Annotated in this window: 15 protein-coding genes and 1 pseudogene; 14 read left to right on the top strand and 2 right to left on the bottom strand. The window is 39.6% G+C overall.

Annotated features, from left to right (window positions below):
• Nucleotides 1-16: 16 nt before the first annotated feature.
• Complete coding sequence (locus J4G36_RS16235; RefSeq protein WP_210471440.1) at nucleotides 17-721, top strand: DUF554 domain-containing protein; 705 nt, start codon at nucleotides 17-19, stop codon at nucleotides 719-721.
• Here the strand turns inward: J4G36_RS16235 and yyaC are convergent.
• The gene (yyaC, locus tag J4G36_RS16230; RefSeq protein WP_210471439.1) at nucleotides 716-1,273 is read right to left on the bottom strand and encodes a spore protease YyaC; all 558 of its coding nucleotides are present in this window, start codon (nucleotides 1,271-1,273) and stop codon (nucleotides 716-718) included. The two genes, J4G36_RS16235 and yyaC, sit on opposite strands and share 6 nt — an antisense overlap.
• A 72-nt stretch (nucleotides 1,274-1,345) precedes the next feature.
• Here yyaC and J4G36_RS16225 point away from each other — a divergent pair, with 72 nt between their 5' ends.
• The 3 genes from J4G36_RS16225 (at nucleotide 1,346) to ychF (ending at nucleotide 3,610) form a co-directional block, all read left to right on the top strand.
• Nucleotides 1,346-2,224 carry a mechanosensitive ion channel family protein gene (locus J4G36_RS16225; RefSeq protein ID WP_210471438.1) on the top strand — a complete coding sequence of 293 codons (879 nt, stop codon included), beginning with the start codon at nucleotides 1,346-1,348 and terminating at the stop codon, nucleotides 2,222-2,224.
• A complete protein-coding gene (locus J4G36_RS16220) occupies nucleotides 2,214-2,408 on the top strand; it encodes a DUF951 domain-containing protein (protein ID WP_210471437.1) in 195 nt (64 codons plus the stop codon). Before J4G36_RS16225 ends, J4G36_RS16220 begins: the two co-directional genes overlap by 11 nt.
• 101 nt (nucleotides 2,409-2,509) lie before the next feature.
• On the top strand, nucleotides 2,510-3,610 hold the full coding sequence (gene ychF / locus J4G36_RS16215) for a redox-regulated ATPase YchF (RefSeq protein ID WP_210471436.1): 1,101 nt from the start codon (nucleotides 2,510-2,512) through the stop codon (nucleotides 3,608-3,610).
• Between the two features lie 22 nt (nucleotides 3,611-3,632).
• Here the strand turns inward: ychF and J4G36_RS16210 are convergent, their stop codons facing one another.
• Complete coding sequence (locus J4G36_RS16210; RefSeq protein ID WP_210471435.1) at nucleotides 3,633-4,214, bottom strand: DUF3267 domain-containing protein; 582 nt, start codon at nucleotides 4,212-4,214, stop codon at nucleotides 3,633-3,635.
• Nucleotides 4,215-4,358: 144 nt separating this feature from the next.
• On the opposite strand from J4G36_RS16210, the gene rpsF reads away from it, so the two are divergent.
• From rpsF to yycF, 10 genes and pseudogenes are all read left to right on the top strand, one after another.
• The gene (rpsF, locus tag J4G36_RS16205; protein ID WP_210471434.1) at nucleotides 4,359-4,646 is read left to right on the top strand and encodes a 30S ribosomal protein S6; all 288 of its coding nucleotides are present in this window, start codon (nucleotides 4,359-4,361) and stop codon (nucleotides 4,644-4,646) included.
• A gap of 60 nt (nucleotides 4,647-4,706) precedes the next feature.
• A complete protein-coding gene (gene ssb / locus J4G36_RS16200) occupies nucleotides 4,707-5,231 on the top strand; it encodes a single-stranded DNA-binding protein (protein ID WP_210471433.1) in 525 nt (174 codons plus the stop codon).
• A 73-nt stretch (nucleotides 5,232-5,304) separates the two neighbouring features.
• Nucleotides 5,305-5,541 carry a 30S ribosomal protein S18 gene (rpsR, locus tag J4G36_RS16195; RefSeq protein ID WP_172370283.1) on the top strand — a complete coding sequence of 79 codons (237 nt, stop codon included), beginning with the start codon at nucleotides 5,305-5,307 and terminating at the stop codon, nucleotides 5,539-5,541.
• Nucleotides 5,542-5,762: 221 nt separating this feature from the next.
• Complete coding sequence (locus tag J4G36_RS16190) at nucleotides 5,763-6,701, top strand: YybS family protein (RefSeq protein WP_210471432.1); 939 nt, start codon at nucleotides 5,763-5,765, stop codon at nucleotides 6,699-6,701.
• A gap of 16 nt (nucleotides 6,702-6,717) precedes the next feature.
• On the top strand, nucleotides 6,718-8,691 hold the full coding sequence (locus J4G36_RS16185; RefSeq protein WP_210471431.1) for a DHH family phosphoesterase: 1,974 nt from the start codon (nucleotides 6,718-6,720) through the stop codon (nucleotides 8,689-8,691).
• 5 nt (nucleotides 8,692-8,696) lie between these two features.
• Nucleotides 8,697-9,146, top strand: coding sequence for a 50S ribosomal protein L9 (gene rplI / locus J4G36_RS16180; protein WP_210471430.1), 450 nt, complete (start codon nucleotides 8,697-8,699; stop codon nucleotides 9,144-9,146).
• A 13-nt stretch (nucleotides 9,147-9,159) separates the two neighbouring features.
• Entirely contained in the window at nucleotides 9,160-10,512 is a 1,353-nt protein-coding gene (dnaB, locus tag J4G36_RS16175; protein ID WP_210471429.1) for a replicative DNA helicase, read from the top strand.
• Nucleotides 10,513-10,845: 333 nt separating this feature from the next.
• The gene (locus J4G36_RS16170) at nucleotides 10,846-12,084 is read left to right on the top strand and encodes a G5 domain-containing protein (RefSeq protein ID WP_210471428.1); all 1,239 of its coding nucleotides are present in this window, start codon (nucleotides 10,846-10,848) and stop codon (nucleotides 12,082-12,084) included.
• Between the two features lie 15 nt (nucleotides 12,085-12,099).
• Nucleotides 12,100-12,303, top strand: a pseudogene (locus tag J4G36_RS18885) (M23 family metallopeptidase); the annotation flags it as partial.
• A 217-nt stretch (nucleotides 12,304-12,520) separates the two neighbouring features.
• A complete protein-coding gene (yycF, locus tag J4G36_RS16160) occupies nucleotides 12,521-13,231 on the top strand; it encodes a response regulator YycF (protein WP_210471427.1) in 711 nt (236 codons plus the stop codon).
• Nucleotide 13,232: the final 1 nt, after the last annotated feature.

The following is a 13,232-nucleotide window of genomic DNA, read 5'->3' as shown; positions in this document are numbered from 1 at the left end:
AATTGGAAGTGATAAGTTGATTTTATTCGGGTCGGTCTTAAACGCTTTGTTAATTATTATCGGGGCAGTAATTGGTAGATTCCTACATAATATACCTGAACGTATGAAAGAAACTGTCATGTACGGCATCGGCTTGGCGGTTTCAGTTATAGGGATTCAAATGACCTTTGAAAGTACTCAAGTTCTCATAGTCATCGTAAGTATTGTAGTAGGTGCTGTCATTGGGGAATGGATTGATCTGGATGAAAAGATAAACAAGTTAGGCCATTGGATTGAAAGTAAAATGCCGAAAAAAACAGAAGGTCCCGGAGTTGCACAGGGATTCGTAACGGCTACGCTTATTTTTGTTATCGGATCAATGGCAATTATAGGCGCTATCGATAGCGGTTTAAGAAATGATCATGACGTATTATTGATGAAAGGCATTATCGATGGTTTTACGTCAATCATATTAAGTTCAACGCTTGGAATCGGCGTTGCGATTGCAGCGGTTCCAGTACTTTTATATCAAGGTATTATCACACTATTTTCAACACAAATTAGTAAGTACATACCCGATGAACTGTTAAGTTTTTTTATCTCGGAAATGACAGCAACGGGCGGTCTTATGATTTTGGCGATTGGGTTAAATTTAATCGGACTAACTAAAATTAGAGTTGCTAATTTAATCCCGGGAATTTTAGTCGTAGCCATTGTTGTTTCAGTTGTTTTTGTTCTATAATTTAGAACGATTATAGGCAAGCTGTAAAGCACGTGCGATTGTTCGGCTCATTTCAAATGGAAGGTGAAGTCGGGTGCTTTGCAGAACCGCAAATTCCATGAACCCGCCAATGTTAACAATTCCTTTAATCGAAACATGACCGACCGCGGGTAAAATTTTACCAACAGCTAGTCCAGGCTGCATTGAACCATCTTGAACGATAAGTTGTCCAATCGCGCTGTCCTTTCCGAGGCATGCGTCAATTGCAACTATGTAGGCGTTCGGATTTTCATTTATGACATCGCTATTCCTTTGCTCTAGATTAAGTGCGTGTAGCGGGCTTTCAAGTGTCCCGAATACGGGAAAGGGGAAAGCCTGAAACTCCGTTAATCTTGACCCTGTGAGAGGGCCAAAAGAATCTCCCGTGGAGCGATCGGTACCAATACAGAAAAAAACCAGGTCGGGGCTATGGAATGGAATATGTTCAAGAAAATGCGTACTTAATTTCCAAATAGCACCGGAATCTTTATAATGAATACGGTAATCATATGTTGTTGTGACTGTAGCCCTCATGTGAACACTCCATTTCATTTTTTAAATTAGTATATGCAAACTGAATGGTGATTATACGAGAGGAGGAGTAATGTGGAAAGTATAGGAGAGACAACTAAGAAAGTCGAAAAGATTTTATTCAATCAGGAAACTTGGATTGAATTAGGGCTCTTAGCTATTAAAATTGCAACAATTGTGTTGGCCGCGATGATTGTCGTTGCGATTGGAAAAATGATCATTCGGCGAATGTTTACACTGAAAATTAAATCTAGATTAAGACCGTCTGAGCGGCGGGAAAAAACGCTGTTAAAGTTATTGGAAAACACGCTTGCCTATGTTGTTTATTTCTCGGCAATTCTTGCGATTTTGTCGGAGTTTATGAATGTTAGCGGATTGTTAGCAAGTGCAGGGGTCCTTGGGTTGGCTGTGGGATTTGGTGCTCAGAGCTTGGTGAAGGATATCATTTCAGGATTTTTCATTATTTTTGAAGACCAGTTTTCAGTCGGGGATTATGTAGAAATCGGGACGACCGTTGGAACAGTCGAAGAAATCGGGCTGCGCACAACAAAAGTCAGTGCCTATGGTGGTGAAATCCATATTCTTCCGAATGGTGAAATCACCCAGGTTATCAATTATTCGATTAATAACTCGCTCGCAATCATTGATGTGCGAATTGGTTATGAAGTAGATATTAACCGAGCTGAAACGTTATTAGAAGAATTTTTGACTACCTTGCCGATAGGCTATGGAGGATTAATCGATAGTCCGACTTTGATCGGAGTTCAAGATCTGGCCGTGTCGGAAATTGTTTTTAGGGTTACGGCTGAGACCGAACCTGTTATGCAATGGGCTTTTGCTCGTAAGTTCAGAAAGGATTTAAAGGTCTTTTTAGATAAGCATGGCATCGAAATTCCATATCCTAAAATTATGACTTATCAAAGGAAAGAGGGGATCAGTCAAGATGAACAATAAAGAATTTGCTTTAAATGATATTGTTGAAATGAAAAAACAACACCCTTGCGGAACGAATGCGTGGAAAATTATTCGCATGGGCGCTGATATTCGCATTAAATGTGAAGGTTGCGGACATAGTATTATGATGCCGCGAAATGAGTTTGCAAAGAAAATGAAAAAGGTCATTGAAAAAGCTGTCTGAAACTTGAGGAAATGGACATTTACAACCCTAGTCTTTATACTAGAAGGGTTGCATTATATAAACTAATAAGAATTCATATAGATGAAAGGTAGTTGACTTGAATGTCATTAACAGCAGGAATTGTTGGTCTTCCGAACGTTGGAAAATCCACATTATTTAACGCAATTACAAAAGCCGGGGCAGAAGCCGCTAACTATCCGTTTTGTACGATTGACCCAAACGTCGGAATTGTTGAAGTACCGGATGAAAGACTCGCGAAACTAACGGAACTTGTAACACCTAAAAAGACCGTCCCAACGGCATTTGAATTTACAGATATCGCTGGAATTGTAGAAGGTGCGAGCAAGGGTGAAGGATTGGGGAATAAATTTTTATCACATATTCGTGAAGTGGATGCGATCTGTCAGGTTGTTCGTTGTTTTGCGGATGAAAACATTACTCATGTTTCAGGAAAAGTTAACCCGATTAATGACATCGAGGTGATTAATCTTGAACTAATCCTTGCCGACATGGAAAGTGTCGACAAAAGATTAGAGCGCGTGTCTAAGATGGCAAAGCAAAAAGATAAAGAAGCGATGTTAGAAGAGCCAGTACTGTTGAAGTTGAAAGAAGCATTTGAAGAAGAACGTCCAGCACGTTCAGTCGAATTTACTGACGATGAGTTTTCTCTTATAAAAGGCATGCATTTATTGACAATCAAGCCAATGTTATATGTAGCAAACGTTGATGAAGATGAAATTGCGAATACTGAAGAAAATGAATATGTAAAAGCAGTGCGTGATTTTGCGAAATCAGATAACGCAGAAGTGATTGTTGTTTGTGCAAAAATTGAAGAAGAAATGGCTGAGCTTGATGACGAGGATAAAGAAATGTTCCTCGAGGAACTTGGCATTCAAGAATCCGGTTTGGATCAATTAATCAGAGCGACCTATAATCTACTCGGCTACGCCACTTACTTTACAGCGGGCGTTCAAGAAGTTCGTGCATGGACATTCCGTAAAGGGATGAAGGCACCGCAATGTGCTGCAATTATTCATACGGACTTCGAAAGAGGATTCATACGCGCGGAAACAGTTGCTTATGATGACTTAGTCGAAGCGGGTTCGATGACTGTTGCAAAAGAAAATGGGAAAGTTCGACAAGAAGGAAAAGAATACGTTGTCCAGGACGGGGACGTAATCCTCTTCCGTTTTAACGTTTAATCGTAAAAAAGAACACTTTACGTCAGCTACCGCTGCGTAGAGTGTTCTTTTTAATTCTATCAGGAGAATAAACATATAAACGGGGCAATTGCGGATCGTCTTTAATGAGCCAATCGTCGGGTAACCTCTTTAGTTGGTTATACATAGCGAAATCACCGACAGCTCCGCCAATTAAGAGCGCGGATAATATTACAAGCACACCACTGCCGATATAAAGGCCAATGAGGGCTGGCAGGATACCTGTTAACCAGAATGGCAGTAGGAGAGCTTTGCGTATCGCACGGTTCGTCATAAGCTGATCTGTTGTGGCATAGGCAATGCCTGCTTTTATGTCAATACCCACTTTCATTTTCTTCCACGGAACATTTGCGAATACGCGGAACCCGAATAAATGAAAAAATTCATGCAAAACGACCAATAGGATATAACCGACAGAAAACAGTAGCAAGGTATAGCCAGTAACTTTGAAATAAAGTCCCGCTTCAATTATAAAATGAATAAGCAGTAAAATGGCTAATGGGATAGTTGTAAGGTAAATTCCTTTCTTGGCAATCGTGCTTAAATCGACATCTACGATTTCATCTGGTGCCGGAAGTTCATTCATAATGATCACCTCAATTCAATTATAGTATAAAAGGTTGTATATTAGATAGAAACATGGTAGTATGTATTGATGTGAGTAATACAATTACTTGCTCCTTGCCCACTGTCATCAGTAGGGCCAAAGTCCATAAGGAGGTGACTGAAGATGAGAAAATACGAAATTATGTACATTGTGCAACCAACAATTGAAGAAGATGCAAAAAAAGCGCTAATCGAACGTTTCGATGAGGTTCTTACATCAAACGGTGCAGAAATCATCGAGTCGAAAGAGTGGGGTAAACGTCGTCTCGCTTACGAGATCAACGACTTCCGTGAAGGTTATTACCAACTTGTAACGCTTAACGCTGAAGAAAATGCACTTGAAGAATTTAAACGTCTTGCGAATATCAACGAAAACATTATTCGCCATATGGCTATTCGCCTTGATGCTTAATCTATTTATAGATGACGTAACAGTTGAAACCTACAAGATGATGAGGGAGGTCGAATTCTGATGATTAATAGTGTCGTTTTAGTTGGCCGCTTAACTAAAGACCCTGAGCTTAAGTATACCCAAGGTGGTGTTGCGGTCACTCGTTTCACACTTGCTGTGAACAGACCATTCACTAACCAACAAGGCCAGCGTGAAGCTGATTTTGTAAACTGTGTAACTTGGCGCAAGCAAGCAGAAAACACGGCGAACTTTTTAAGGAAAGGCAGCCTTACTGGAATTGAAGGTCGTATACAGACGAGTAACTTTGAAGGTAAGGATGGCAACCGTGTCTTTATGACAGAGGTTGTAGCTGATAGCGTGCAATTCCTTGAACCGCGTGGTGCAAATGCTGGAAGGTCCGAAGAAGGTTCGAATGCGCCTTATCAAGGAGCATCGTTCCAAGGTGGCAACCAACAACAACAACAACCATCGTATCAGCAATCGAATCACCAACCAAATCAGCAAAACTATACACGTACAAACGATGATCCATTTTCGACAGGAGGAGGTCCGATAGAAGTGTCGGACGACGACTTGCCGTTCTAAATGATTAGCGATTTTGTACCAAAATTAAAACGAGGAATAAGCGATTATTCCTTTTACCAAGGAGGTAAATGATATGGGACAACGCCGTGGAGGCCGCAAACGCCGTAAAGTATGTTATTTCAACTCAAATAATATTACACACATCGATTATAAAGATACAGACCTACTTAGAAAATTCGTTTCTGAGCGTGGAAAAATCTTACCTCGTCGTGTAACTGGAACTAGCGCTAAATATCAACGTAAACTTACAGTTGCAATTAAACGTTCACGTACGATGGCACTTCTTCCGTTTAGCTCGGAAGAAAGATAATCTTACACTATATATAGACCGTCTTACACTGGCTTAATCCAGTCTAGGGCGGTTTTTTAACTTTATAGCGGGCGAATCATTATAGGAACGTATATTCTTCTTTGGTTTATAAACAATAATCATGATATAATTAAAGTTATGACACGGATTTATAAATCGGAATCCGTTTGCGCTGAATAGAGACAGAAACGAGCATTCGAATTATCGGAGGAATTACAACTATGCAAGATAACACCAAACGACTTATAGACGGAATGTTGATGATTGCGTTATTTACAATCTTACTGACCGTTTCAATTTTTATTCCGCTAGTAGGCGGATTAACGGCACTTTTCATTCCACTACCCATTATTCTCTTCAGGTTGCGTTATGACCGTAATGCATCTCTTCTCATACTAGGAATCAGTATAATTTTATCACTCGTCGTAGGTGGCGTATTATTAGCGTCTTTTGCCTTAATATGCGGCGTTATCGGATTTGTCATTGGAGATACAGTTAGCCTGAAAAAAACCAAATTGTATACGTTCATGGCAACTGGTCTAACACTATTATTAGGCCTAGTTTTGGCATACGTTGGCGCTGTATTAATTTTCGGGGTAAATGTTATCGACAAAATGGTGAACCAGCTACAGCAAACGCAAGACTTTATCTCAACAACTTTAGTGGAATTCGGGGAACTGCCTGAAAGTTTTCAAACACAAATGGACGAAATAATTGCGTTCTACGAACTTGCGATTCCATCGTTTATTATTCTTGTTTCCTTTTGTTTAGCCTTGCTCATCGTTGTTCTTAACCTGTTCGTCGTAAAACGTTTTGGATTTGATCCGCCTAAATTCCCGTTATTTAGAAACATGAAATTACCATTAATTCTTTTATGGTGTTATTTAGTTGTCATGTTATTGCCGCTATTTTCAACGCCAGAACCGGGATCTACTATGGAGCTGTCTATCGTGAATGCTTCCGTGATTTTAAGGTTTCTATTTTTCATCCAAGGGATTTCATTCCTTCATTATTATTTGAATGAAGTGAAATCAAAAAAATGGTTGGTTGTCATTTCAACTATTGTTGCCATATTATTAAGTCAACTAACTGTTTTACTTGGCGTACTTGATGTAGGTATGAACATTCGGGCATGGATCGGAAGAAAGAAATCGAAATAACTAGGAGATGACAACAATGACTTCTTTTTTCAGGAAAAGATCAATACGCTATCCATTGGCAGTGTTGTCGCTTCTGGGATTGATGGCGGCAGTGTTTTTACTTATGTTTCAATTTTGGCCAGGGCTAATATTCGCTGTTCTGTTTACTTTGGCGATTGGAATTGCGTGGAAGGTAGAAGAGCAAACCTATCTTGAAACTGAAAAACATATTCAAACACTTTCCTATCGTATGAAAAAGGTTGGGGAAGAAGCACTTCTCGAACTACCAATCGGGATTATACTTATAAATGATAAAAAAGGCATTGAGTGGGCAAACCCTTATGCATCTAATATATTCGATTTGAATTCGCTGATTGGTATGGAACTAGAAGACCTATCAAATCAGTTATATTCGATTGTTGACCTTGAAAATGGCGAGCAGGATATTCTGTCTGTGAACGAAAAATCATATAAAGTTTCTTATAATGCAGCAGAAAAATTGATTTATTTATTTGATGTCACAAAACAACTGGCGATTGAAACACTGTATCATGCAGATCGAACCGTCCTAGGAATTTTACTCGTCGATAACTACGACGAACTTTCCCAGGCAATGGATGATCAGACAAGAAGCCAGTTAAATTCACTCGTAACGTCACTTGTTACAAAGTGGGGGAAAGAAAACGGGATTTACGTAAAACGCATTGCATCCGACCGGTTTTTAACGGTTTTCAACGAGGCTTCTCTTCGACTTCTAGAAAAAGCTAGATTTTCAATCCTGGATGATATACGCGAGGCAACAGAAGAACAAAGCACAGCGCTGACATTAAGTATTGGTGTTGGTACAGGCTCCACGTCGCTGATTGAACTTGGTGAACTTGCGCAGTCAAGTCTAGACTTAGTATTAGGACGCGGTGGCGACCAAGTGGCGATTAAGCAACTGGATGGAAAAGTTAAGTTTTACGGAGGGAAAACAAATCCTGCCGAAAAACGAACGAGAGTCCGTGCTAGGGTCATCTCGCATGCACTACGAGATTTAATACAAGATAGTGATAAAGTGTTTATCATGGGGCATAAGTTCCCTGACATGGATGCGATTGGGGCTTCAATTGGGGTCAGAAAAATGGCGCGCATGAATAACGTGGATGGTTACGTCGTTATTAACTACGATGAACTCGATGCAAGCGTTACACGCTTAATGCACGAAATACGCCAAGATGAGGAATTGTATTCTCAATTTATCGAACCGGATGATGCCTTATCATTGCTTACCGAGCAATCACTTGTGATAGTTGTAGATACACATAAACCAAGTATGGTCATTGATGAACGGATACTGGATAAGACAGAAAAAGTTGTTGTAATTGATCACCATAGGCGCGGTGAGGAATTTATCAATAATACAATGCTAGTCTATATGGAGCCGTATGCATCATCGACTGCAGAACTGGTCACGGAATTGCTTGAATATCAACCAAAGCATGAAAAATTATCGATGCTAGAATCCACAGCGTTACTTGCAGGCATCATTGTCGATACAAAAAGCTTCACCCTTCGGACTGGCTCTAGGACGTTCGAGGCAGCGTCATTCCTTCGTACGAACCGTGCGGATACCGTTCTCGTTCAACGCTTGTTAAAAGAAGATATAAATACTTATATGGAACGAGCTAAAATTATTGAAACCGTTGAATGGTTGGAAAAAGGAATTGTCATTGCAAAAGGAGAAGAAGGTGCAGTGTATGGATCTGTTCTGATTGCGCAGACCGCTGACATATTACTGTCCATGCAAGATGTTTCTGCTTCATTTGTTGTTGCATCACGTGCTGATGGAAAAATTGGCATTAGCGCACGTTCTCTTGGCGAGGTCAACGTTCAAGTCATAATGGAAGAACTCGGCGGCGGAGGACACTTGACGAATGCGGCATGCCAATTAGATGTAGATACGATAGCAGAAGCTATTGAAAAATTAAAGCAAATAATCGAAAACATAATGGAAATGGAAAGGGGATAATTATAATGAAAGTAATTTTTATAAAAGATGTTAAAGGTAAAGGGAATAAAGGCGAAATAAAAGATGTTTCAGTCGGTTATGCTCAAAACTTCTTACTAAAAAATAACCTTGCAATTGAGGCAACGCCTGCAAATTTAAGCAAATTAAAAGGGCAACAAAAACGAGAAGAGAAAAATGCAGCTGAAGAATTAGCAGAAGCCAAAGTTTTGAAAGAGCAAATCGAGAAAGTGACTGTTGAAATGAAGGCTAAATCTGGTGAAGGCGGTCGTTTGTTTGGTTCAATCACGTCAAAACAAATTGCAGATGAACTAAGTAAAGAAAATGGCATTAAAGTCGATCGCCGCCGTATGGACCTACCTGATCCAATTCGCTCCCTTGGATATACAAATATTCCAATTAAAATTCATCAGGAAGTCACGGCAACATTAAAGGTCCATGTAACTGAGGAATCTTAAGGAGATATGAGAAATGAATGAGATGATCGATCGAATCCCACCACATAACAACGAAGCGGAACAGTCGGTCATCGGGGCAATATTCCTGGAACCGCAGGCATTATTAACCGCATCTGAAGTGTTAATGCCAGAGGACTTTTACCGGATGGCGCATCAAAAAATATTTTCGACGATGCTGAATCTTAGCGACCAGGGCCAAGCAATCGATGTTGTCACAGTCACAGAAGAACTTTCCGCGAAAAAAGAACTAGAAGACGTCGGTGGAATTTCTTATTTAACGGAAATTGCAAACTCAGTTCCAACTGCAGCAAATATTGTCCATTACGCTAATATTGTAGAGGAAAAGGCACTACTGCGCAGACTCATACGCGTTGCTACGACAATTGTCGAAGACGGATATACGCGCGAGGATGAAGTAGAAGCACTTCTTTCCGAAGCTGAGAAAAATATGATGGAAGTCTCAAATCGTAAAAATGCAGGGGACTTCAAGCATATAAAAGACGTACTTGTACAGACGTATGACAATATCGAACTTCTGCATACGCAACAAGGCGATGTTACGGGAATTCCAACGGGTTTTACAGACTTAGATAAGATCACCGCTGGATTCCAGCGAAATGATTTAATTATTGTTGCAGCACGTCCGTCAGTTGGTAAGACAGCATTTGCATTAAACATTGCTCAAAATGTCGCAACAAAAACAACGGAAAACGTGGCAATCTTCAGTTTGGAGATGGGTGCTGACCAACTAGTTATGCGGATGCTCTGCGCAGAGGGTAATATTGATGCACAAGTAATGCGTACAGGTGCCCTTCAGGCAGAAGATTGGCGTAAACTGACGATGGCAATGGGTAGTCTTTCGAACGCCGGTATTTTCATAGATGATTCATCAGGTATTAAAGTTAACGAAATTCGTTCAAAGTGTCGCCGTCTTCAACAAGAACACGGTCTGGGAATGGTTATCATCGATTACATGCAACTAATCTCAGGAAGCGGAAAAACCGGCGAAAACCGGCAACAAGAAGTTTCCGAGATTTCGCGTTCATTAAAAGGATTAGCGAGAGAATTAGAAATACCAGTAATCGCACTATCGCAGCTTTCACGTGGAGTTGAGCAAAGACAAGACAAGCGTCCAATGATGTCAGACTTGAGAGAATCGGGAAGTATTGAGCAAGATGCGGACATTGTTTCGTTCTTATATCGTGAAGATTATTACGATAAAGAAACAGAAAATGAAAATATGATAGAAATTATTATAGCAAAGCAACGTAATGGTCCAACAGGAACGGTTACGCTGGCCTTTGCCAAAGAGTACAACAAGTTTGTGAACGTTGATTGGAGTCAACATTCACCAGCAGGTTTTTAATTACTCTCTGATTAATCTACTATACAAATAAAAAGCCCCCTCATTAACAATGGAATTTCCGTTCAATGAGGGGGCTTTTTTAATATAAAATACTAGTCGGGAATATGACAAAAAGACAAGGAAATAGATTAAAATATACATAATTCAAAAAGAAAGGACGCAATACACTCTCCATTGCCTACAATTTTCAAGAAAATGGATGCTATTATACATTCTTATTACAAAGCTCGACAATTCAACTATTAGTCAAAAAGGTGTGATAAATTATAGGAGGTGTAAAAAATACGTAATTACTAGAGTTATATATTGTTGGCAGGATGGAAGGAGATTTATATGTTTTCGAACAGAATAAAGGATAATAAGATTTCACCCTCTATTTTTGGAAAGTCATTGTTAAAAGTAGTCGGAAAAATTCTTATTATTTTGTTGCTGCTTACAGGATTAAGCACTGAAGCAACATTCGCAAAAGAAGATCAATCAGAAATAGAAACGATTTACCATGTGTATTGGGACGGGGAGTATATTGGTGGCCTCTCAGATAAGGCCAAGTTAGACGAATTGAAAGCTTTAAAACTAGATGAAGCAGCTAAAGAATTCAGAGGTTTATCGCTTAGGATAACAACGGATCTATCAATCGTTCCTGAACGGGTTTTCAAAATAGAGATTAACGATAGTGTAGTCATTGAAAAACTTCAAAAGCTATTATCCGTAGAAGCGGAAGCGGTCGGGATTGAAGTTGACGGAGAGCGGCAACTCAACGTCAAAGATAAAACCGCCTATGATGAAGTCGTTCGCACGTTAAAACTACAATCGGTTACCGAACAGGAACTGATTGAATTTGAAGAATCTACTACAGATATACCACCATTAAAAGAAAATGAAACAAGAGTTACTAAAATAGATATGAATGCAGACTTAAAAGCAGTCGAGTCAGTTGTGCCTCCGAAAGAAGTATTGACTGTAGAGGAAGCAGTTAAACTTTTAAACAAAGGAACGCTAGAAGAAAAGGAATATACTGTGCAAAAAGGCGATGTACTCGGTAAAATTGCTAATAAGCATGGTATGGCAACAGCTAAATTGCTTAAAATTAATCCAGGTTTGAGTGACAAGTCAGTCATAAAGCCAGGAGATAAATTAAACGTAACAATCTTAGAACCACTTGTGGAAGTTGAAGTGTACTTTGAGTCTAAAAAAAGAGAAACGATTTCTTTTAAAAAGGTTTCCAAAAATGACAAATCGCTCAATAAGGGCGATAAAAAGGTAATACAAAAAGGTTCTGATGGAGAAAAAGTTGTTACTGAAGAAATCGTTAAACTGAATGGAAAAGTGATTGGTAAAAAAGAAATTGATAAGAAAATAGTTATTGAACCGAAAGATGAAATAACTGTCGTTGGAACGAAGGTAATGCCGTCAAGAGGTGAAGGTTCGTTCGCATGGCCGGCTGTTGGCGGTTATATTTCTAGCAAAATGGGAACGCGTTGGGGTAGAATGCATCGCGGAATAGACATTGCCCGACCGTCATCCCGTTCAATTTTAGCGTCGGATAATGGCGTGGTTGTTTCTGCTGGTTAGAGCGGAGCTTATGGTAATCGCATCGAAATCGATCATAATAATGGATACAGAACGCTGTATGCGCACTTATCTTCGATTAATGTTAGCGTAGGTCAAACAGTCTCAAGAGGATCTAAGATTGGTGTAATGGGCTCAACGGGTCGTTCAACAGGCGTTCACCTTCATTTTGAAGTGACGAAAAATGGTTCGCTTGTGAATCCTTTGAGTGTGTTAAAATAAATGTTTAAGTACAGGAAGAGATGCTTAATGCTCTTTCTGTACTTTTTTTGTTTGCAAAAAATATTATTCAAGTACTCATGTTATACACTTTGTCCGTTAACCATTCCCATTAAATGACTACGTGTTACTGCGCTTTAGAACGTGCGAAAGCTTGTAAAGAGTGATAGAGTAGTAGGAACGAATAAGAGGCGCTAGTAGAGCGGGAAAGGGGTTAAACATGCAAGATAAAACAATTCTCGTTGTTGATGATGAGAAACCGATTGCTGATATACTCGAATTTAATTTGAAAAAAGAAGGTTTTAATGTTTATTGTGCATATGACGGTGAGGAAGCCCTTAAGAAAGTTGAAGAGGTTTCGCCAGATTTAATGCTTCTTGATATAATGTTACCCAAGGTAGATGGTATGGAAGTCTGTCGTGAAGTTCGAAAAAAATATGATTTTCCAATCATTATGTTAACTGCCAAAGACTCTGAAATTGATAAAGTTCTCGGTCTCGAACTAGGGGCAGATGATTATGTTACAAAACCATTTGGCACCCGTGAACTTATTGCGCGCGTGAAGGCGAATTTACGCAGACATATGAAAGTTGAATCAGAAGAAAACGAAAATGAGACCAACAATATTACAGTTGGGAATTTGATTATTCAGCCCGATGCGTATTTAGTGTTAAAGCGCGGAGAAACGATTGAGTTGACCCATCGTGAATTTGAATTGCTACATTATCTATCCAAGCATGTCGGACAAGTAATGACCCGTGAACACCTTCTTCAAACTGTTTGGGGTTATGACTATTTTGGTGATGTGCGCACTGTAGATGTTACAATTCGCCGGCTTCGCGAAAAGATTGAAGATAATCCGAGCCATCCAGGTTGGATTGTAACTAGACGTGGCGTTGGTTATTACTTACGAGACCCAGAACAGGAGTAAC

This window comes from Sporosarcina sp. 6E9, from assembly GCF_017921835.1.
Taxonomy (GTDB): Bacteria; Bacillota; Bacilli; order Bacillales_A; family Planococcaceae; genus Sporosarcina.
This window is presented reverse-complemented; position numbering and strand designations above follow the sequence as displayed.

Bases quoted from the DNA above. Each gene is read 5' to 3' on its own strand.
- J4G36_RS16170 (WP_210471428.1), top strand. From the start codon at position 10,846: ATGTTTTCGAACAGAATAAAGGATAATAAGATTTCACCCTCTATTTTT.
- rplI (WP_210471430.1), top strand. From the start codon at position 8,697: ATGAAAGTAATTTTTATAAAAGATGTTAAAGGTAAAGGGAATAAAGGC.
- rpsR (WP_172370283.1), top strand. From the start codon at position 5,305: ATGGGACAACGCCGTGGAGGCCGCAAACGCCGTAAAGTATGTTATTTC.
- J4G36_RS16210 (WP_210471435.1), bottom strand. From the start codon at position 4,214: ATGAATGAACTTCCGGCACCAGATGAAATCGTAGATGTCGATTTAAGC.
- ssb (WP_210471433.1), top strand. From the start codon at position 4,707: ATGATTAATAGTGTCGTTTTAGTTGGCCGCTTAACTAAAGACCCTGAG.
- yyaC (WP_210471439.1), bottom strand. From the start codon at position 1,273: ATGAGGGCTACAGTCACAACAACATATGATTACCGTATTCATTATAAA.
- J4G36_RS16185 (WP_210471431.1), top strand. From the start codon at position 6,718: ATGACTTCTTTTTTCAGGAAAAGATCAATACGCTATCCATTGGCAGTG.
- J4G36_RS16220 (WP_210471437.1), top strand. From the start codon at position 2,214: ATGAACAATAAAGAATTTGCTTTAAATGATATTGTTGAAATGAAAAAA.
- yycF (WP_210471427.1), top strand. From the start codon at position 12,521: ATGCAAGATAAAACAATTCTCGTTGTTGATGATGAGAAACCGATTGCT.
- dnaB (WP_210471429.1), top strand. From the start codon at position 9,160: ATGAATGAGATGATCGATCGAATCCCACCACATAACAACGAAGCGGAA.
- rpsF (WP_210471434.1), top strand. From the start codon at position 4,359: ATGAGAAAATACGAAATTATGTACATTGTGCAACCAACAATTGAAGAA.
- J4G36_RS16190 (WP_210471432.1), top strand. From the start codon at position 5,763: ATGCAAGATAACACCAAACGACTTATAGACGGAATGTTGATGATTGCG.
- ychF (WP_210471436.1), top strand. From the start codon at position 2,510: ATGTCATTAACAGCAGGAATTGTTGGTCTTCCGAACGTTGGAAAATCC.